At 66.1% G+C, this 20,238-nt stretch carries 14 protein-coding genes; 9 read left to right on the plus strand and 5 right to left on the minus strand.

Features of this window, described 5'->3' with window-relative positions:
- The first annotated feature begins 7 nt into the window (after window positions 1-7).
- Entirely contained in the window at window positions 8-1,525 is a 1,518-nt protein-coding gene (locus tag J5M67_RS20820) for a tripartite tricarboxylate transporter permease (protein ID WP_207887220.1), read from the plus strand.
- Window positions 1,518-2,561 (plus strand): AbrB family transcriptional regulator, encoded by a 1,044-nt coding sequence (locus J5M67_RS20825; protein WP_207887221.1) that lies wholly within the window; start codon window positions 1,518-1,520, stop codon window positions 2,559-2,561. The genes J5M67_RS20820 and J5M67_RS20825 overlap by 8 nt, the downstream gene beginning before the upstream one ends.
- 75 nt (window positions 2,562-2,636) lie before the next feature.
- Here J5M67_RS20825 and ung read toward each other — a convergent pair whose 3' ends face one another.
- Together ung and J5M67_RS20835 are read right to left on the minus strand one after the other, a co-directional pair.
- On the minus strand, window positions 2,637-3,329 hold the full coding sequence (gene ung, locus J5M67_RS20830) for a uracil-DNA glycosylase (protein ID WP_207887222.1): 693 nt from the start codon (window positions 3,327-3,329) through the stop codon (window positions 2,637-2,639).
- A 65-nt stretch (window positions 3,330-3,394) separates the two neighbouring features.
- Window positions 3,395-4,273, minus strand: a complete 879-nt coding sequence (locus J5M67_RS20835; protein WP_207887223.1) for an AraC family transcriptional regulator — start codon at window positions 4,271-4,273, stop codon at window positions 3,395-3,397.
- A gap of 148 nt (window positions 4,274-4,421) precedes the next feature.
- Here J5M67_RS20835 and J5M67_RS20840 point away from each other — a divergent pair, with 148 nt between their 5' ends.
- The 6 genes from J5M67_RS20840 to J5M67_RS20865 all read left to right on the plus strand — a co-directional run bounded on the left by J5M67_RS20840 (window position 4,422) and on the right by J5M67_RS20865 (window position 10,124).
- Window positions 4,422-5,585 (plus strand): isobutyryl-CoA dehydrogenase, encoded by a 1,164-nt coding sequence (locus J5M67_RS20840; protein ID WP_207887224.1) that lies wholly within the window; start codon window positions 4,422-4,424, stop codon window positions 5,583-5,585.
- Between the two features lie 142 nt (window positions 5,586-5,727).
- The gene (locus J5M67_RS20845; protein WP_207887225.1) at window positions 5,728-6,546 is read left to right on the plus strand and encodes an enoyl-CoA hydratase; all 819 of its coding nucleotides are present in this window, start codon (window positions 5,728-5,730) and stop codon (window positions 6,544-6,546) included.
- 10 nt (window positions 6,547-6,556) lie between these two features.
- The gene (locus tag J5M67_RS20850; protein WP_207887226.1) at window positions 6,557-7,660 is read left to right on the plus strand and encodes an enoyl-CoA hydratase/isomerase family protein; all 1,104 of its coding nucleotides are present in this window, start codon (window positions 6,557-6,559) and stop codon (window positions 7,658-7,660) included.
- Between the two features lie 117 nt (window positions 7,661-7,777).
- A complete protein-coding gene (gene mmsB, locus J5M67_RS20855; protein ID WP_207887227.1) occupies window positions 7,778-8,662 on the plus strand; it encodes a 3-hydroxyisobutyrate dehydrogenase in 885 nt (294 codons plus the stop codon).
- A 71-nt stretch (window positions 8,663-8,733) separates the two neighbouring features.
- A complete protein-coding gene (locus J5M67_RS20860; RefSeq protein WP_207887228.1) occupies window positions 8,734-9,366 on the plus strand; it encodes a potassium channel family protein in 633 nt (210 codons plus the stop codon).
- Window positions 9,367-9,482: 116 nt separating this feature from the next.
- A complete protein-coding gene (locus J5M67_RS20865) occupies window positions 9,483-10,124 on the plus strand; it encodes an NAD(P)-dependent oxidoreductase (RefSeq protein WP_207887229.1) in 642 nt (213 codons plus the stop codon).
- A gap of 1,003 nt (window positions 10,125-11,127) precedes the next feature.
- Here the strand turns inward: J5M67_RS20865 and J5M67_RS20870 are convergent.
- The 3 genes from J5M67_RS20870 to J5M67_RS20880 are packed head-to-tail and all read right to left on the minus strand — an operon-like array spanning window position 11,128 to window position 16,046.
- Window positions 11,128-12,498: an HlyD family type I secretion periplasmic adaptor subunit gene (locus J5M67_RS20870; RefSeq protein ID WP_368735944.1), complete on the minus strand. Its 1,371-nt coding sequence runs from the start codon at window positions 12,496-12,498 to the stop codon at window positions 11,128-11,130.
- On the minus strand, window positions 12,488-14,644 hold the full coding sequence (locus J5M67_RS20875; protein ID WP_207887230.1) for a type I secretion system permease/ATPase: 2,157 nt from the start codon (window positions 14,642-14,644) through the stop codon (window positions 12,488-12,490). Before J5M67_RS20875 ends, J5M67_RS20870 begins: the two co-directional genes overlap by 11 nt.
- A 49-nt stretch (window positions 14,645-14,693) precedes the next feature.
- Window positions 14,694-16,046, minus strand: coding sequence for a TolC family outer membrane protein (locus tag J5M67_RS20880; RefSeq protein ID WP_207887231.1), 1,353 nt, complete (start codon window positions 16,044-16,046; stop codon window positions 14,694-14,696).
- Between the two features lie 343 nt (window positions 16,047-16,389).
- On the opposite strand from J5M67_RS20880, the gene J5M67_RS20885 reads away from it, so the two are divergent.
- Window positions 16,390-20,238, plus strand: a 3,849-nt coding sequence (locus J5M67_RS20885) for a retention module-containing protein (protein WP_207887232.1), incomplete at its 3' end; no start/stop codon positions are given.

Genomic DNA, 20,238 nt, shown 5'->3' on the forward strand with positions numbered 1-20,238 from the left:
AAAGACGATGGATACCTTGAGCTATCTGGGACAGGGCTTCGGCGTCGCCCTGACCCCTTACAACCTGATCACCGCACTGATCGGCACCCTGATCGGCACCGTCGTCGGCCTGCTGCCGGGCCTGGGCCCGATCAACGGCGTGGCCCTGCTGATCCCGGTGGCCTTCGCCCTCGGCCTGCCGCCGGAGTCGGCGCTGATCCTGCTGGCCGCCGTGTACCTGGGCTGCGAATACGGCGGGCGGATTTCCTCGATCCTGCTGAACATCCCCGGTGAAGCCTCCACCGTGATGACCACCCTCGACGGCTACCCCATGGCCCGCAACGGCCTGGCCGGCGTAGCGCTGTCGCTGTCGGCCTGGAGTTCGTTCATCGGCGCCTTCATCGCCACCTGCGGCATGGTGCTGTTCGCTCCGCTGCTGGCGAAATGGGCGATCGCCTTCGGCCCGGCGGAATACTTCGTGCTGATGGTGTTCGCCATCGTCGCCCTCGGCGGGCTGGCCGGCGACCGGCCGCTGAAGACCCTGCTGGCCGCCCTGCTCGGCCTGTTCCTCTCCAGCGTCGGGATCGACGCCAACAGCGGCGTGTACCGCTTCACCTTCGACAGCATCCACGTCTCCGACGGCATCCAGTTCGTGGTGCTGGTGCTGGGCCTGTTCTCGGTGAGCGAAATCCTCCTGCTGCTGGAGAAGACCCACCACGGCCACAAGATGGTCGAAGCCAGCGGACGCATGCTGTTCAACGTCAAGGAAGCCGCCTCGGTGTTCGTGGTCAACCTGCGTTGCGGCCTGCTCGGCTTCATCATGGGCGTACTGCCCGGCGCCGGCGCGACCCTCGCCAGTGCCGTGGCCTACATGACCGAGAAGAAGCTGGCCGGCGAAACCGGCAAGTTCGGCAAGGGCGACATGCGCGGCCTGGCGGCGCCGGAAACCGCCATCGGCGGCGCGGCGTGCGGCGCCCTGGTGCCGATGCTGACCCTCGGCGTACCCGGCTCGGGCACCACCGCGGTGATGATCGGCGCGCTGAGCCTGTACAACATCACCCCCGGCCCGCTGCTGTTCCAGGAGCAGCCGAACATCGTCTGGGGCCTGATCGCCTCGCTGTTCGTCGCCAACGTCATGCTGATCATCCTCAACGTGCCGATGGTCCGGGTCTTCACCCGCATCCTCTCGGTGCCGAACTGGGCCCTGGTGCCGGGCATCGCGATCATCACCGCGATCGGCGTCTATGCCGTGCATGCCACCACCTTCGACCTGTTCCTGATGGTCGCCATCGGCATCCTCGGCTACATCCTGCGCAAGCTGGACTTCCCGCTCTCGCCGCTGCTGCTGGGCTTCATCCTCGGCGGGCTGATGGAGCAGAACCTGCGCCGCGCACTGTCGATCTCCAACGGCGAGCTGGGCATCCTCTGGTCCAGCCCGATCACCCTCGGCACCTGGGCGCTGGTACTGCTCATGCTCGGCCTGCCGCTGTACCGCGCCTGGCGCAAGCGCAGCCGTCGCGCAGCGGTCGAGCTGGCCGATGCATAAACTGGCGAACTGGCGCCTGTTCTGGGCAACGCCCCTGATCGGCGCCCTTGGCGGCTGGCTGGCCGCTCTGGTCGGCTGGCCGCTGCCCTGGATGATCGGCTCACTGCTGGCGGTGATACTCAGCCGCTGCCTGCTGAACTGGCCGCTGGCGGAAGTCCCCGGCGCGCGCAAGGCCGGGCAATGGGTGGTGGGCACCGGGATCGGCCTGCACTTCACCCCGGCAGTGGTCGAGCAGGTGCTGGAGCACGGTGCCATCGTGCTGCTCGGCGCACTGGCCACCACGCTGTCGAGCCTGGCCGCCATCGTCCTGCTGCGGCGTGCCGGCGAGGACCGCGCCACCGCGTTCTTCTCCAGCATGCCCGGCGGCGCCAGCGAGATGGTCAACCTCGGCCTGCGCCACGGTGCGCAGGCCAGCCGCGTGGCGGCGGCACAGAGCCTGCGCCTGCTGCTGGTGGTACTGCTGGTACCGGCGGCCTTCACCTGGCTGCTGGACGTGCAGCAGCCGAGCGTACACGCGACGACAGTGAGCTGGGCCTGGCTGGCCCTGCTGCTGCCGGCCGGCGCGGCCGTCGCGCTGGTCCTGCAGGCGCTGCGCCAACCCAATCCCTGGCTGCTCGGTCCGCTGATGGTCAGCGCCGTCGCCGCCATCGCCGCCGACCTGCAGATCGGCCTGCCGGCCGGCAGCAGCTCGCTCGGCCAGTGGCTGATCGGCAGCGCGCTGGGCTGTCATTTCAACCGCAGCTTCTTCCGCGATGCCCCGGCCTTCGTCGGCCGCAGCCTGGTCTGCACCCTGTGGATGATGCTGGCGGCGGCGCTGGTGGCGGAATTGATCGGCTGGCTCGGGCCGCTGGATCACCAGTCGCTGATGCTCGGCATGATGCCCGGCGGCATCGCCGAAGTGAGCCTCACCGCCGAAGCGCTGCAGCTCTCGGTACCACTGGTGACGGCGCTGCAGGTGTTGCGCCTGCTGCTGGTGCTGTTCCTTGCCGAACCCTGCTTCCGCCTCTGGCAGCGTCGCGCCGAGGCGGCGGAGTAAGTGCCACGCTCGCCGGGTTGAACCTCCGGCGATTTCTCCAGGCCCGCCTCGTGCGGGCCTTTTTTTGTGCGCGCGTCAGAGCGGCGGCAACGACCAGTCGATGGGTGTCAGGCCGTGCTGTTCGAGGAACTTGTTGGTGCGGCTGAAGTGGCCGTTGCCGAGGAAGCCGCGATAAGCCGACAGCGGCGACGGGTGCGCGGACTTGAGCACCAGGTGCTTCTGCGCGTCGATCAGCTTCTGCTTGCTCTGCGCGTGGGAGCCCCAGAGCAGGAACACCAGGTTCTCGCAGCGCTGGCTGACCACTTCGATCACCTTGTCGGTGAAGGGGCCCCAGCCCGCCTGGGCGTGGGAACCGGCGCGAGCCTGCTCGACGGTGAGCGAGGTGTTGAGCAGCAGCACGCCCTGCTCGGCCCAGTGCTGCAGGTAGCCATGATTGGGGATCGGGATGTTCAGGTCGCGCTGCAGCTCCTTATAGATGTTCTGCAGCGACGGCGGCGTCGGCACGCCCGGCTGTACCGAGAAGCACAGACCGTGGGCCTGGCCGGGGCCGTGGTAGGGGTCCTGGCCGATGATCACCACCTTGATGCGGTCCAGCGGCGTGGTGTTCAGCGCATTGAAGATCAGCGGACCGGGCGGGAAGATCACCTTGCCGGCGGCCTTCTCCGCGCGCAGGAACTCGCCCAGCTGCTTCATGTAGGGCTTTTCGAACTCCTCGTGGAGGGCTTCCTTCCAGCTGGGCTCCAGCTTGATCCGATCTTCATTCGTCATGGTGCGTCTGCCTGGTAAAACGAACCGGCACGCTAAGCAAGCGCCCCGGCCAAGTCAAGGCGACCTCAACCGGTGTGCAATGCCCGGTAATGACTGGGCGCCATGCCCACCACGCGCTTGAACAGCCGCGAGAAGTAATAGGCGTCGGCGTAGCCCAGTTGCTCGGCCACCTGGCGCACTTCCAGGTTGCCCTGGTCGAGAAGGCGGCAGGCGTGGGTCATCTTCAGGCGGATGAAATCCTGGATCGGCGCCTGCCCGGTCAGCGCGCGGTAGGTCTTGGCGAAGTGAAAGCGGGACAGGCGGAACTGCGCGGCCAGCTCGTCGAGATTCAGGGCGTCGTGCAGGTGCTCGCGCATCATGGCCTGCACCGCTTCCACGTCCAGCACGCGCCCGGACTTCAGCCGCGCCCGCGCCGGACGCAGCGCCAGCGAGGTCAGCAGGCTCTGCAGCAGGTGCGCGGCGTGGATGAAGTGCGGCAGGCTCAGGCCCTGCCGGCGCAGCGCCAGGAGCGCATCGAACTCGCCCAGCAGGCGCGGTTGCACGCCGACGCGCAATCGTGGCGACTTGCCCAGCGGGCGCAGGAAGTCCTCGGCCAGCCGCCCTTCCAGATGCACCCAGAAGATCGACCAGGGCCGCTGTGCATCAGCGCCGTAGGCATGGGCGCGGCCCTTGGGCAGTACCAGCAGATCGCCGCCGGCAACCTCGAATCGTCCATCCGCCGTTTCCAGCCAGCCGTGGCCGGCGCTGCAGTAGATCAGCAGATGATCGTCCGGATGCTCCCGCTCCATGCGGTGCCCCACCGCCGCCGGGTAGTAGCCCAGCGCCAGTGGATAGCAGGCCTGGCCCAGCGGATGACGCTCCAGGGCCCGGCGCAGTCGCGGCGGGGTGATGAAGCGGACGCCCTGCTGCGGCAGTGGCCAGGACGAGGTGAGTGGACGGGACATGGCGAGAGTTCCGATCTCCTGAATACCAAGATCGTCCATCCCACGAGCAAGATCGTCAATCCACAGCCGCCCGCACAACCGCTATAACCGATGGAAATCCGCGCACCGCGCGACGATGTGGCCGACAAGAACAATCCGAGGTAGCTGCATGCATTTCGATCTGACCGAAGAACAACGCCTGCTGGTGGACAGCGCCCGCGCCTTCGCCAGCCGCGAACTGGCGCCCCACGCCGCCGACTGGGACCGCCAGCACCACTTCCCGGTGGAAGTGATCCGCATGGCCGCCGAACAGGGCTACCTGGGCCTGTACATCGCCGAGGAAGACGGCGGCCTGGGCCTGTCGCGGCTGTCCGCCTCGCTGATCTTCGAGCAACTGGCCGCCGGCTGCGTCGCCACCACCGCCTACATCACCATCCACAACATGGCCACCTGGATGCTCGCCAGCTTTGGCGACGCGGCGCTCAAGGAGCAATGGCTGCCGGGGATGATCGGCGGCGAGCTGCTGGCCTCCTACTGCCTCACCGAACCGGACGCCGGCTCCGACGCCGCCCACCTGCGCACCCGCGCCCGCCTCGAGGGCGACGAGTACGTGCTGGACGGCGCCAAGACCTTCATCTCCGGCGCGGGCTCCACTGACGTGCTGATCGTCATGGCGCGCACCGGCGTGGACGGCGCCAAGGGCATCTCCTGCTTCCTGGTGCCGGCCAACGCCGAGGGCATCCGCTACGGCCGCAACGAGGACAAGATGGGCTGGAAGGCGCAACCGACCCGCACCATCACCTTCGAGGGCGTGCGCATCCCGGCGGGCAACCGCATCGGTCCGGAAGGCCAGGGCTTCGTCTATGCGATGAAGGGCCTGGACGGCGGCCGCCTGAACATCGCCAGCTGCTCCCTGGGCGCGGCCCAGGCGGCGCTGGAGCAATCGCTGCGTTACGTCGAGGAGCGCAAGCAGTTCGGCAAGGCGCTGGCCGAGTTCCAGGCGCTGCAGTTCAAGCTCGCCGACATGCTCACCGACCTCACCGCCAGCCGCCAGATGGTGCGCCTGGCCGCCCACAAGCTGGACCACAAGGACGGCGAGGCGACCCTGTATTGCGCCATGGCCAAGCGTTTCGCCACCGACCGCTGCTTCTCCCTGTGCAACGAGGCGCTGCAGCTGCACGGCGGCTATGGCTACCTGAACGACTACCCGCTGGAACGCTGGGTGCGCGACAGCCGCGTGCACCAGATCCTGGAGGGCACCAACGAGATCATGCGGGTGATCGTCGCCCGCCGCCTGCTGGAACAGGGTGGGATGTTGGATCGCCTGCTCTGACGCGCCCACGACGAATCACTGGAAAAACCGCCCGCCCATGCGGGTGCAATCGAACAGATCGGACATGGACGCACCGCGCCGCGCGCGCCTAGAGTCCATGTCCATACGTCCGCCCGCCGGCGGCACCGACAAGGAGATGCCCATGAGCAACGCCCTCGAGCCCTACAAGCCCGGAGTCTTCGACCTGACCCACAAGCTGACCGTGGAGAAGCACGGGCACACCGCGCTGATCACCATCAACCATCCGCCGGCCAACACCTGGGACCGCGACTCCCTGATCGGCCTGCGTCAGCTGATCACGCATCTCAACCGCGACGACGACATCTACGCCCTGGTGGTGACCGGCCAGGGCCCGAAATTCTTCTCCGCCGGCGCCGACCTGAACATGTTCGCCGACGGCGACAAGGCCCGCGCCCGCGAGATGGCCCGCCGCTTCGGCGAAGCCTTCGAGGCGCTGCGCGACTTCCGTGGCGTGTCTATCGCCGCGATCAACGGCTACGCCATGGGCGGCGGCCTGGAATGTGCCCTGGCCTGCGACATCCGCATCGCCGAGCGCCAGGCGCAGATGGCCCTGCCGGAAGCCGCCGTGGGCCTGCTGCCCTGCGCCGGCGGCACCCAGGCACTGCCGTGGCTGGTGGGCGAAGGCTGGGCCAAGCGCATGATCCTCTGCGGCGAGCGCGTCGACGCCGACACCGCGCTGCGCATCGGCCTGGTCGAGCAGGTCGTGGACACCGGCGAAGCCCGTGGCACCGCCCTGCTGCTGGCGGCCAAGGTCGCCCGCCAGAGCCCGGTGGCGGTGCGCACCATCAAGCCGCTGATCCAGGGCGCCCGCGAGCGCGGCCCGAGCACCTGGCTGCCGGAAGAGCGCGAGCGCTTCGTCGACCTGTTCGACGCCGATGACACCCGCGAAGGCGTCAACGCCTTCCTGGAGAAACGCGAGCCGCATTGGCGCAACCAGTAAGGGACCGACCATGAACGTGATGTTCGAAGAACGCCCCGGCCTGCACGGTTTCCGTATCGGCATCGCCACACTCGACGCCGAGAAGAGCCTGAACGCCCTGAGCCTGCCAATGATCGAGGCGCTCAACCACCAGTTGGGCGTCTGGAAGAACGACCCGCAGATCGCCTGCGTGGTATTGCGCGGCAACGGCGGCAAGGCCTTCTGCGCCGGCGGCGACGTGCGCAAGCTGGTGGACGCCTGCCGCGAGCAGCCCGGTGAAGTCCCTACCCTCGCCCGCCGCTTCTTCGCCGACGAATACCGCCTGGACTATCTCATCCACAGCTACGGCAAACCGCTGATCTGCTGGGCCCACGGCTACGTGATGGGCGGCGGCATGGGCCTGATGCAGGGCGCCGGGGTGCGCATCGTCACCCCGTCCACCCGCCTGGCCATGCCGGAAATCAGCATCGGCCTGTACCCGGACGTCGGCGCCAGCTGGTTCCTCGCCCGCCTGCCCGGCCGCCTCGGACTGTTCCTCGGCCTCACCGCCACGCAGATGAACGCCCGCGACGCACTGGACCTGGACCTGGCCGACCGCTTCCTGCTCGATACCCAGCAGGACGACCTGATCGAAGGCCTGGTGCAACTGAACTGGCGCGAACAGGCCGAGGTGCAACTGCACAGCCTGCTGCGCGCGCTGGAGCACGAGGTACGCGGGGAACTGCCGCAAGCCCAGCTGCTGCCACGGCGCGAGCGCATCGACGCCCTGCTGGATTGCGCCAACGTGGTGGAGGCCTGGCACGCGCTGGCCCCGCTCACCGAGGACAGCGATGCGCTGATCGCCAAAGGTGCCAGGACCCTGGTTTCCGGCAGCCCGTTGACCGCCCGCCTGGTCTGGGAACAGATCCGCCGCGCCCGCCATCTGTCGACGGCCGAGGTGTTCCGCATGGAGTACGCGATGAGCCTGAACTGCTGCCGCCACCCGGAATTCCCGGAAGGCGTGCGGGCCCGGTTGATCGACAAGGACAACACCCCGCACTGGCACTGGCCGGATATCGCTGCCATACCTGATGCTGTGGTGAATGCGCACTTCGACGCGACCTGGGAGGGCGAGCATCCGCTGGCGGATCTATAGGTCCCTCCCCTGCTTTCCCTGTAGGAGCGGGCCATGCCCGCGATCGCGCCCATGGGGCGCTCCTACAGGGAGCACCTGCGCTGGAGTGCCTCTGTCGTTGAACAGGAGGAAACCAGCATGCAAACCATCGCCTTCATCGGCCTCGGCCACATGGGCGCCCCCATGGCCGCCAACCTGATCAAGGCCGGCTACCTGCTGCGCGTGTTCGACCTGGTGCAGAGCGCCATCGACGGCCTGGTCGCCCAGGGCGCCAGCGCGGCGCGCAGCGCCCATGACGCGGTCGACGGCGCCGATCTGGTGATCACCATGCTGCCGGCCAGCCAGCACGTCGAAGGACTCTACCTGGGCGCCGACGGCCTGCTGACGCACATCGCCCCCGGCACCCTGGTGCTGGAATGCTCCACCATTGCCCCGGCCTCGGCGCGCAAGGTGCATCAAGCCGCCGCCGAGCGGAAGATTCCCATGCTCGACGCCCCCGTCTCCGGCGGAACCGGCGGCGCCATCGCCGGCACCCTGACCTTCATGGTCGGCGGCGATGCCGAGGTGCTCGAACGCGCCCGGCCGGTGTTCTCCGCCATGGGCCGCAACATCTTCCACGCCGGCGGCGACGGCGCAGGCCAGGTGGCCAAGGTGTGCAACAACCAGCTGCTCGCCGTGCTGATGATCGGTACCGCCGAGTCCCTGGCCCTGGGCGCTGCCAATGGGCTCGACCCGGTGGTCCTGTCGGAGATCATGCGCCGCAGCTCCGGCGGCAACTGGGCGCTGGAGGTCTACAACCCCTGGCCCGGCGTGATGGAGAACGCCCCCGCCTCGCGCGGCTACACGGGCGGTTTCATGGCCGCGTTGATGACCAAGGACCTGGGCCTGGCCCAGGAAACCGCGCAGGTCAGCGGCAACAGCACACCGATGGGCAGCCTGGCCCTGGCGTTGTACCGACTGCTGGTGAAACAGGGACATGGAGAACAGGACTTTTCTGTCATACAGAAGCTCTTCGATTCCTAGTCCGGGCGTGGCAGTCCGACAAGGGGCTGGACCAGACTGGCCAGCCCTCAGTTACACATCTGGCTACCGACTTGAAGCAGTTCCTGTCGCACTATCGTTTCCGCCTGCTGCTCAACAGCGTCCTGCTCCTGCTGCTGGTGCTGTCGATCCCCTCCCCGCCCCTGCTGCTGGAACTGGGCAGCCTGCTGCTGATGGTCCTGGCCGGGATCAATACCGTGCGCAGCCACAGCAAGTGGTTCGAGCTGATCTGCGGCATGGGCATTCTCAGCCTGTGCATGTCGTTCGTACCCGACAGCTGGCATGTATATCCCTTCCTCAAACGGGGCATCCCGCAGATCGCCTTCATTCTGCTGCTGGCGGTCAGCATCTTTCACCGGGTCACCCAGCAGCGCCCGGTCACCCGCGAATTGCTCTACGGGCTTTGCGCGCTGTACCTGAACTTCGTGCTGTCCTTCGCGCTTGCCTACAACCTGATCGAACACCTTCATCCGAACAGTTTCCAGACCGCCAACGGCCCGCTGGACATGGCCAGCTTCGTCTACTTCAGCATGATCACCCTGACCACCATCGGTTACGGCGACATCGTGCCGGTGCACCCGCTGGCGCGCCTGCTGGCTGGCAGCGAAGCGATCATGGGCGCGCTGTTCATCGCCCTGGCCGTGGCACGGGGACTGAGCCTGATGAACGAAGACATCAAGGATTGATTGTTAAGCCAGGCTAACGAGTGCATGCCTACAGCCTGGCTTTATCGCGAGCGCCCATGCGCCGAACATGAGTCACCCGCCGCGACTTCGCGGCCTCTCCCACAAGAGGTGATTTCATGAACATTGCCCTGATCGGCGCCACCGGCCACGTCGGCCATTACTTCCTCGAAGAAGCCCTGCGTCGCGGCCACCAGGTGACCGCACTGGTCCGCGACCCGGCGAAACTGCCGGCACGGGAGAACCTGAAGGTGGTCCAGGCCGACGTCTACGATCCGTCCCAGGTCGCCCGTGCCGTCGCCGGTCAGGATGCGGTGATCAGCGCTTTCAACTCAGGCTGGAGCAATCCGGACATCCGTGGCGCCCATGCCAGGGGCAGCCGCGCCATTCTCGACGGGGTGAAGGCCTCCGGCGTGAAGCGCCTGCTGGTGCTTGGCGGCGCCGGCAGCCTGGAGATCGCCCCCGGCCAGCGTCTGGTGGACAGCCCGGAATTTCCCGAGCAGTGGAAGCAAGGCGCGCTGGGCGCGGCCGATGCCCTGGACCAGTTGCGGGCGGAGAAGGAACTGGACTGGGCCTTCCTCAGCCCGGCGATGCTGCTCGATGGCGAAACCCGTACCGGCAGCTTCCGCATTGGCGGAGACCAGGTGCTGTTCGACGCCAAGGGCGAAAGCCGCATTTCCCTGCCGGACCTGGCGGTGGCGATGATCGACGAGGCCGAGCAGGCCAACCATCATCAGCAGCGGTTTACCGTGGCGTATTGATGGCCTAGCGCTTTTTGATGGGCTGAGTCACCACCAATTGCGCGTCTTGTTCAATGTTCATGCGCCGCTTCGGCGTGTGCTGAGACTTCTTGTTTCGCCCCCTCGGGCGAGTCCCTTTTGGAGCCCCAAAAGGAACCAAAAGGGCTCGTCCCGGCATCCGGGTCCGGCTTCGCCGGACTCCCCTCGCTCCGGTATCGCTCCGAGGGTCGGCGTACAAGGGCCGTCCCTGGCCCTTTACGCCTCTCGCGGCATCCATGCCGCTCGCCCCTCTGCGCAATACCTCCACTCGGCCTTCTGACGGGACTCTGCGCGCGCCTGGGACTTTGGCTGCTTCATGCTGGATTGCTCTTCGTAGGATGGCGTGGAGCGAAGCGATACCCATCACGGCGGATAACGCTGCGCGTTATTCGCCCTACGGGTGTTCATCCTGTTACGTGGGTGCAGTCTTCGCGGACAAGGGCTAGGCGCCCCGTCCCTCCTACGGAAGCGCGCCCTCCGCTCCGGCTTTGGCTGTGGCTGTGGCTGTGGCTCTGGCTCTGGCTCTGGCTCTGGCTCGAAAAAGATTTCCAGAGAAACATCCGCGCACTCCGGAGTGCCCCTTCAGGAGGCCGAGTGGAATCGGAGTTTCAGGGGTTGAGCGGCATGGATGCCGCGAGAGCCACGATGGGCCAGGGACGGCCCTTCGTGGCGTGCCCCTGAAACTTCGATTCAACGAGGGTATTTTTCGCCTAAGCGAAAAACCGGATGACAGGGGCAAGACCTTTGCCTTCTTTGGGTCGTTTGCCAAAGAAGGTCGCCCGAGGGGGCGAAACAAGCTGTCCCAGCGCACGCCGAAGCGGCGCAGAACACCGAGATAAAAAGCATCGCGGACGGAGTCCGCTCCTACGCGGGCGCACGATACCGATGTTCACCCGGGATACCGGGCCATCCGCGAGGGATTTCGCGGACAAGGTCCGCTCCTACAAGGGTAACCCGGGCCATCCCACCAGATAGCCCTCACCAATCACCGCTCCCGCAACGCCTCCGCCTTGGCCCGCAGAATCGGCTTGAGCAGGTAGCTCAGGATGCTCTTCTTGCCGGTGATGATGTCCACCGTGGCGACCATGCCGGGAATGATCAGCAGCGGCTTGTCATCGCTGCCCAGGTGGCTTTTGCGGGTGCGCAGCTTGATCAGGTAGAAGCTGTTGCCGTCGTCGTCGGTGACGGTGTCCGCGCCGATCTGCTCCAGGTCCGCCTCCAGCCCGCCGTAGATGGTGTAGTCATAGGCAGTGAACTTGACCATCGCATGCTGTCCCGGCCGCAGGAAGGCGATGTCCTGGGGACGGATGCGCGCTTCCACCAGCAGGGTGTCGTCCAGCGGGACGATTTCCACCAGGTCGCTGCCCGGCTGGATCACGCCGCCGATGGTGTTGACCAACAGCTGCTTGACGATGCCGCGCACCGGCGAGGTGACCAGGGTGCGGCTGACCCGGTCTTCCAGGGCCTTGCCGGTGGCCTCGGCCTTGCTCAGTTCGGTGCGTGCCTCGTTGAGTTCCTTCAGTGCCTCGCTGCGGAAGCGCGAACGGGTCTCGGCGACCTTGCGCTCGACTTCCTTCACCGCCGCCTCGGCGCGGGGAATCGCCAGGGTGGTGGCGTCCAGCTGGCCACGGTTTTCCACTTCCGAGCGCTTCAGACGCAGCAGTTCCACCTGGGACATGGCGCCCTGCGCCACCAGCGGCGAGGACATGGAGATTTCCTGGCGCAGCAGTTCCAGGCTGTTGCGGTATTGCGCCTGCTTGGAAACGAATTCACGCAGTTCCTGCTGCTTCTGCACCAGTTGCTGCTCAAGGCCGGCAACCTCGTCGTTGAGCTGCTGCTGGCGGCTGTGGAACAGCGCCTCTTCGCTGCTGGCCTGGCCGGGCACCTTGGCGCGCACGTCGTCGGGGATGTTCAGCGGGCGGTCTTCCACTTCGGCGGAGAGCCGCTCCACGCGCAGGAACATCGCCAGGCGGTCGGCCTCGGTCTCGCCGACGTTGGACTGGAAGCGGGTCGGGTCCAGGCGCATCAGCGACTGGCCGGCCTGCACCACCTCGCCCTCATGGACGAAGATCTGCGAGACGATGCCGCCTTCCAGGTTCTGGATCTTCTGCACCTTGGACGAGGGAATGGCCTTGCCTTCGCCGCGGGTGACTTCGTCGATCTTGGCGAAGTGCGCCCACAGGCCGAGGAACAGGACGAAGCCGATCAGCACCCAGATGGTCAGGCGCACCACGCGCGGCGCGTCTTCCACCAGCGCCTTGCTGACTTCGGGAAGCGGCTGGCCGGAGAGGTTGTCGCCGCCCTTGAAATAGCCGCCGATGCCGTGGCGGATGCTGCCTTTGGGATCAAGCGACACTGATCTGCCCCTTCTTCAATGCGTCCATCACCACGTCCTTCGGACCGTCGGCGAGGATGCGGCCCTTGTCGATGATCACCAGGCGATCCACCAGGCTGAGCATGGAGGCGCGGTGGGTGACCAGCAGCAGCGTCTTGTCGCCGATGATCGAATGCAGGCGCTGTTTCAGCCGTTCTTCGCCGGCGTTGTCCATGGCGCTGGTGGGTTCGTCCAGCAGCAGGATCGGCGGGTCGAGCAGCAACGCGCGGGCCAGGGCGACGTTCTGCCGCTGCCCGCCGGAAAGGTTCTGGCCACGCTCGCCGACCTGCAGCTCATAGCCCTGCGGGTGCAGGCGGACGAACTCGTTCACCCCGGTCAGTTCGGCTACCTCCAGCACGCGCTCGTCGTCGACGTAGCGCGCTCCGGAGACCAGGTTGTCGCGCAGGGTGCCGCTGAACAGGCTGATGTCCTGCGGCACGTAGCCGATGTTGTGGCGCAGCTCGCTGATGTCCAGCTGGCGCACGTCGGCGCCATCCACCAGCAGGTTGCCCTTGTTCGGCTGGTAGAGGCCGACGATCAGCTTGGCCAGGGAGCTCTTGCCCGAGCCGCTGCGGCCGACGATGCCGACCTTCTCGCCAGGGCGGAACTGCAGGTTGATGCCGTGCAGCGCCGCCACCTGCTGGTTCGGGTAGACGAAGTCCAGCTCGCGCATCTCGATGCCGCCGCGCAGTTGCGAACGGGTCAGCGGACGCTCCTCCGCGCTGCGCTCCTGCGGCAGTTCCATCATCTGGTTGGTGGTGGCCATCGACAGGCGCGCCTGCTGGTAGCGCTGGATCAGCCCGGAGAGCTGGGTCAGCGGGCCGAGGGCGCGGCCGTTGAGCATGTAGCAGGCGATCAGGCCGCCCATGGAGAGGTCGCCGGCAATGATCAGGTAGACCCCGCCGATGATCATCGCCACCCCGGCCAGCGCCTGGATCAGCACGGTGATGTTCATCGCCAGGGACGACAGCAGCTTCACCCGCAGCTCCAGGCGGCTGAGGGTGCCAATGGTCTGTTCCCAGAGGTACTGGCGCTCGCTTTCGGCGTTGTTCACCTTCACCGCGTCGAGGCTGGCCAGGGTTTCGATCAGGCTCGACTGGCGCTCGGCGGACAGCGCCATGGTGCGGTTCATGGTTTCCACCAGCGGCTTCTGCAGCATCCAGCCCAGGCCCGCGGCCAGCGGGAAGGCTACCAGCGGGACGAACACCAGCGGCCCACCGATGATGCCGATCACCAGCAGGATCAGCAGGGTGAACGGCAGGTCGATCAGGGTGGTCAGCGTCAGTGAGTTCAAGAAGTCGCGCAGCGTCTGGAACTCATGGATGTTCTGCGCGAACGAGCCGACCCGCGCCGGGCGGTACTTCATGCTCATGCCGACGATGCGCTCGAACAGCGTCGCCGAGATGATCAGGTCGGTCTTCTTGCCGGCCAGGTCCAGGCACAGGCCACGCATGGTCTTGAGCAGCAGGTCGAACAGGTAGGCGCCGCTGATGCCGACGGCCAGCACCCAGAGGGTGGCGGCGGCCTGGTTGGGCACCACGCGGTCGTAGACGTTCATCACGAACAGCGGCGCGGCCAGGGCGATCAGGTTGATCACCAGGCTCGCGGCCACCGCGTCGACGTACAGCCAGCGCGAGCGCTTGAGCGTGTCGCGGAACCAGCTTTTGGCGCGCGGGATGAGTTCGCCATGCTGCAGATCGAACTTGTGCTGCGGCTGGGCGAAGAACGCCTGGCCGCTGTAGTCCTCGAGCAGCAGCTCGCGGGACACGCGCACCTCACCGCCGTCGCTTTCGCTGAGCAGCAGGCGCGCTTGGCCATCGTCTTCCCAACCCAGCAGCACCGCGCAGCGGCCCTCGCGCAGCAGCAGCACGGCCGGCAGCGCGAGCGCCGGAATCTGCTCCAGGCGCCGCTGCAACAGCCGCCCCTGCAAGCCCGCGCGAGCTGCTGCGCGCGGCAGCAGCTCGGCGGTCAGGCGCTGCTCGGGCAGCGGCAGGCCGCTGGTGAGCATGGCGCGGCTGGCCGGCTTCTGGTGCAGCTGGCAGAGCGTCAGCAGGCTGTCCAGCAGCGGGTCATCGAGCAGACCGCGTGGATCGTGACGTGAGGAAACTCGACTGACTTCTTGATCCACGCGCGGACACTCTTGGTTGGGACGATCTGGGTTGAGGCAGAAGTCCGGCTCAGTTCAGGCCGGGCAGCTGCACCTGCGGTTTGACGTCGTTGCTCACCACGGTCGCCATCGGAGCCACTACGCCCTGGCTCTTGAGCAGCTCGCCCAGGGTCGCCTTGATGCGGTACTGGGTGAACAGCTCGGTGTACTTCAGGTCGACCGCGCGGCGCGAAGCGTTGAACAGTTCGTTCTCGCTGTCCAGCAGGTCGAGCAGGGTGCGCTCGCCGATGGTGAACTGCTGCTGGTAGGCCTCGCGCACGCGGGTGCTGTAGTCCACGTACTGGCGGGCGATCGGCAGCTGCTCACGGGCGTTTTCCAGGGCGTTCCAGGACAATCCGAGCTCCTCGTTCAACTGGCGCAGGGCGTTGTTGCGGATATCCAGAGCCTGGGTGGCCTGGTACGACTTGGCTTCCAGCTCGGCCTTGTTGCTGCCGCCGGCGAACAGGTTGTAGCGCATGCGCAGCATGGCCTGCCATTCGTTGTTGTGGCCCGGATCGCCGTCGATGTTGTTATCGGCACCCGTGGAAAGTTCTGCATCGAATCGCGGATAGAAGGTCGACTTCGCCGCTTCGTACTGCTTCTCGGCCGCCGCCACGTCGGACTCCGCCGAGCGCAGGATCGGGCTGTTTTCCAGCAGTTGGCGACGCGCCGCCTGCAGGTCCGCCGGCAGTTGGCCGTTCAGGCCGGTGGGCTCGGCGAGGTCCGCCGGCTCGCTGCCCACCACGCTGAAGTAATTGGTGCGGGCATCGGCCAGGTTGGTCTTTTCGGTGAACAGGTTGTTCTGCGCCTGGGCCAGACGCGCCTCGGCCTGGTCCTGGTCGGCCAGGCGGCCGACGCCACGCGCGCTGCGCAGGCTGATCTGGTCATACACCTGCTGGTGGCGCTTCAGGTTCGCCTCGGCCAGACGGACCATTTCCTGGCGACGCAGCACATCGGTATAGACCTGCGCCACTTCCAGCGCGGTGCGCTCGGAGGTGCCGAGCAGCGCATAGGCGCGGGAGTTCACGGTCGCCTGCTGACGGCCCACTTCGCTGGAGGTTGCGAAGCCGTCGAACACCATCTGTTGCAGGCGCAGGCTGGACTCGCCACGGTTCATGGTGTCCCAGTGGTTGTCGCCGTCGGCGCGGGTGGAGGGCGAGTCGGTGCCTTCGCGACCGTAGCCACCGAGCAGGTCGACCGACGGCAGGTAGCCGCCCTGGGCGGCGCGCAACTGCTTGTCGGCGGCCAGTCGGCTGTTCACGCCGGCCTGAATTTCCGGGTGGTAATCGATGGCCTTCTGCATCGCCTGGTTGAGCGTGTCGGCATGGGCGGGAAGCACGAACGAGAGGGCAAAGGGCACAACGGAAGCGAATCGCAGACGCATGAAGAAACATCCTTATCAATGAGATGTGCGGCAGCGATTCGATTGCCGCAAAGAGCGTCAAAAGACCGGCGAATACGCTGCAAGGATCGTTCGAGAAACGTGACCAGTTTCGCGAAAAATATTTTTGGCGGCGCTTCGATATCAAAGTGACATCGATTTGCCAATTGTTTAGGATGGCTCGCGAATGGTCAATACATTGGCATATGCCTAATTTCGATTTGCCATAAAGCCAAGTTATTGACGCCAACTATTTCGCTCTGAATGACAAGGGAATGCCCCTGGCGCCGACATGGAACACGGCGGGCCAGCTGGCACACCAGGTAAGCCTCATCAGGAGAAGTGCATGAGCAACGTCGTCGCCGTCGTCAAAAGCATCATCGGCCAAGTGGTTGCGGTATCCCCCGAAGGCGCCCAGCGCGTCCTGGTCGAAGGTGACCGCATCTACCAGGGTGAGCAGCTGGTCACGGGCGCCGCCGGTGCCGTGACCCTGGACACCGGCAACGGTCGCGTGGTCGACCTGGGGCGCGACAGCCAGTGGAGCGGCGCCGGCCTGCCGCACGCGACACCTGCACATGCGCAAGCACAACTCTCCGTACCGAGCACCGAGGACCTGCAGAAAGCCATCGCCGCCGGCCTCGACCCGACCCAGGCCCTGGCGCCCACCGCGGCCGGTCCTGCGGCGTCCACCGGGGGCTCCGGCGCCGCGGGCGGCGGCCACAGCTTCGTGATGCTTGGCGAGACGGGCGGCCGGGTCGACCCGAACATCGGCTTCGGCACGGCAAACAATGGCCAGGCCGTCGGCCGGCAACAGCAGGAACAAGGCAACAACGCGCAGAACCAGCGCGGACCGAACCACGACCCGCGTGGCCAGGACGCCAGCATTCGCACCGATGAAGACACCCCGGTCAGCGGCCGCCTGCGCGCCAACGACCCGGACGGCAACCCGCTGCGCTTCGACCTGGGCGACGCCCCGCGCAACGGCACCGTGGTGGTCAACGCCGACGGCACCTACACCTACACCCCCGGGCAGAACTTCAACGGCAGCGACAGCTTCACCGTGGTGGTCAATGACGGCCAGGGCGGCCGCGACACCATCACCGTCACCGTAGGCGTGAACCCGGTGAACGATGCGCCGGTTGCCGCAAACGACGGCCCGGTCGCCGTGACCGAAGACACCCCGGCCACCGGCAATGTGCTGACCAACGACCGCGACGCGGACGGCGATGCGCTGACCGTCACCGGCTTCACCTTCGACGGCAAGAGCTATGCCGCCGGCCAGACCGCCACCCTCAGTGGCGTTGGCTCGCTGGTGATCAACGCGGATGGCAGCTTCACCTTCACCCCGGCGCCGAACTACAACGGCCCGGTGCCGGGCGCGACCTATACCGTCAGTGACGGCCGGCTGAGCGATACCGCGCAGCTGAACTTCGGCAACGTCAGCCCGGCGAACGATGCGCCGGTCAGTGCCGACCAGTCCCGGACCACCACCGAAGACACCCCGGTCAGCGGCAAGATCGTGGGCACCGACGTCGATCAGGACAGCCTCACCTTCACCCTGAAACCGGGCGCCGAGCCGACTCACGGCACCCTGGTGCTGAACCCGACCACCGGCGAATACACCTACACCCCGGGCAAGGATTACAACGGTACTGACTCCTTCACCGTGGTGGTGAGCGACGGCAAAGGCGGCTCGGTCGAGTCGGTCGTCAATCTCAACGTCACTCCGGTTAACGATGCACCGGAGACTGCGGACCAGTCCAAGACCACTGCCGAAGACACTGCGGTCAGCGGCCAGATTGCTGCCACCGATGTCGATCAGGACAGCCTCAGCTTCACCCTGAAGCCTGGCGCCGAACCGACCCACGGCACCTTGGTGTTGAACCCGGCCACCGGCGAATACACCTACACACCGAGCAAGGATTACAACGGTACTGACTCCTTCACCGTGGTCGTCAGCGACGGTCATGGCGGCTCCGTCGAGTCGGTGGTGACTCTCAATGTCACTCCGGTGAACGATGCGCCGGTCACCGAAGACCAGTCCAAGACCACCGCCGAAGACACCCCGGTCAGCGGCAAGATCGCGGGCACCGATGTCGATCAGGACAGCCTCAGCTTCACCCTGAAGCCTGGCGCCGAGCCGACCCACGGCACCCTGGTGTTGAACCCTGCCACCGGCGAATACACCTATACCCCGGCCAAGGATTACAACGGTACTGACTCCTTCACCGTGGTGGTGAGTGACGGCAAAGGCGGCTCGGTCGAGTCGGTCGTCAACCTCAACGTCACCCCGGTCAACGATGCACCGGTCACCGCCGACCAGTCCAAGACCACTGCCGAAGACACTGCGGTCAACGGTCAGATCGTGGGCTCCGACGTCGATCAAGACAGCCTCACCTTCACCCTGAAATCCGGTTCCGAGCCTAAGCACGGCACCCTGACGCTGGACTCGACCACCGGCGAGTACACCTATACGCCGGCCAAGGATTACAACGGCAACGATAGCTTCACCGTGGTCGTCAGTGACGGCAACGGTGGCTCAGTCGAATCGGTCGTCAGCATCACTGTCACCCCGGTCAACGACGCGCCGGAAACTGCCGATCAGTCCAAGACCACTCCCGAAGACACTGCAGTCAGCGGTCAGATCGTGGGCACCGACGCCGACCAGGACAGCCTCACCTTCACCCTGAAGTCCGGCAACGAACCGAAGCACGGCACCCTGACGCTGGACTCCGCCACTGGCGAGTACACCTACACCCCAGCCAAGGACTACAACGGCAACGACAGCTTCACCGTCGTGGTCAGTGACGGCCAGGGCGGCTCCGTGGAGTCGGTGGTCAGCATCAACGTCACCCCGGTCAACGACGCGCCGGAAACCGCCGATCAGTCCAAGACCACTGCCGAGGACACCCCGGTCAGCGGCAAGATTGCTGCCACCGACGTCGACCAGGACACGCTCAGCTACGCCCTGAAGTCCGGCTCCGAGCCGAAACACGGCACCTTGGAGCTGAACCCGGCCACTGGCGAATACACCTACACGCCGAGCAAGGATTACAACGGTACTGACTCCTTCACCGTGGTCGTCAGCGACGGCAAAGGCGGCTCGGTCGAGTCAGTCGTCAATCTCAACGTCACCCCGGTGAACGACGCGCCGGTAGCTGCAAACGACGGCCCGTTCGCCGTTACCGAAGACACCGCAGCCACCGGCAATGTGCTGACCAACGACCACGACGTCGATGGCGACAAGCTGACCGTCACTGGCTTCACCTTCGGCGAAAGCAGCTACGCCGCTGGCCAGACCGCCACCCTCCAGGGCATCGGCAGCCTCGTCATCAACAGCGACGGCAGCTTCACCTTCACCCCGGCCAAGGACTACAACGGCCCGGTGCCGAGCGCGACCTACACCGTCAGCGACGGTAGCGCCACCGACACCGCGCAACTGAACTTCGCCGACGTCACCCCGGTGGACGACGCATCGGTGCTGGTCGCAGACAGCAACAGCGTCGCCGAGGACACCCCGGCCACCGGCAATGTGCTGAGCAACGACAGCGATGTGGATAACACGCTCAGCGTCGACAGCTTCAGCATCACTGGCGTGCAGGGCAGTTTCACCGCCGGCAGCACCGCAACCATCGCAGGTGTCGGTTCGCTGGTGATCAACGCCAATGGTTCCTACACCTTCACCCCGGCGCAGGACTACAACGGCGCGGTGCCGGAAATCACCTATACCACCAACACCGGCAGCAGCTCGACACTGAACATCAGCGTCACTCCGGTCAACGACGCACCGGTTACCGCCGACCAGTCCAAAACCACCGCCGAAGACACTGCGATCAGCGACAAGATCGTCGCCACCGACGTGGATCAGGACAGCCTCACCTTCACCCTGAAATCCGGTTCCGAGCCGAAGCACGGCACCCTGACGCTAGACTCGGCCACTGGCGAGTACACCTATACCCCGGCCAAGGATTACAACGGCAACGACAGCTTCACCGTCGTGGTCAGCGATGGCCACGGCGGTTCCGTGGAGTCGGTCGTCAGCATCAACGTCACCCCGGTGAACGATGTGCCGGTCACTGAAGACCAGTCCAAGACCACCACCGAGGACACCGCGGTCAACGGCCAGATCGTGGGCACCGACGTCGACCAGGACAGCCTCACCTTCACCCTGAAATCCGGTTCCGAACCGAAGCAC

Origin of the sequence: Pseudomonas sp. 30_B (genome assembly GCF_017491605.1) — a bacterium.
In the GTDB taxonomy this organism is placed as follows: domain Bacteria; phylum Pseudomonadota; class Gammaproteobacteria; order Pseudomonadales; family Pseudomonadaceae; genus Pseudomonas.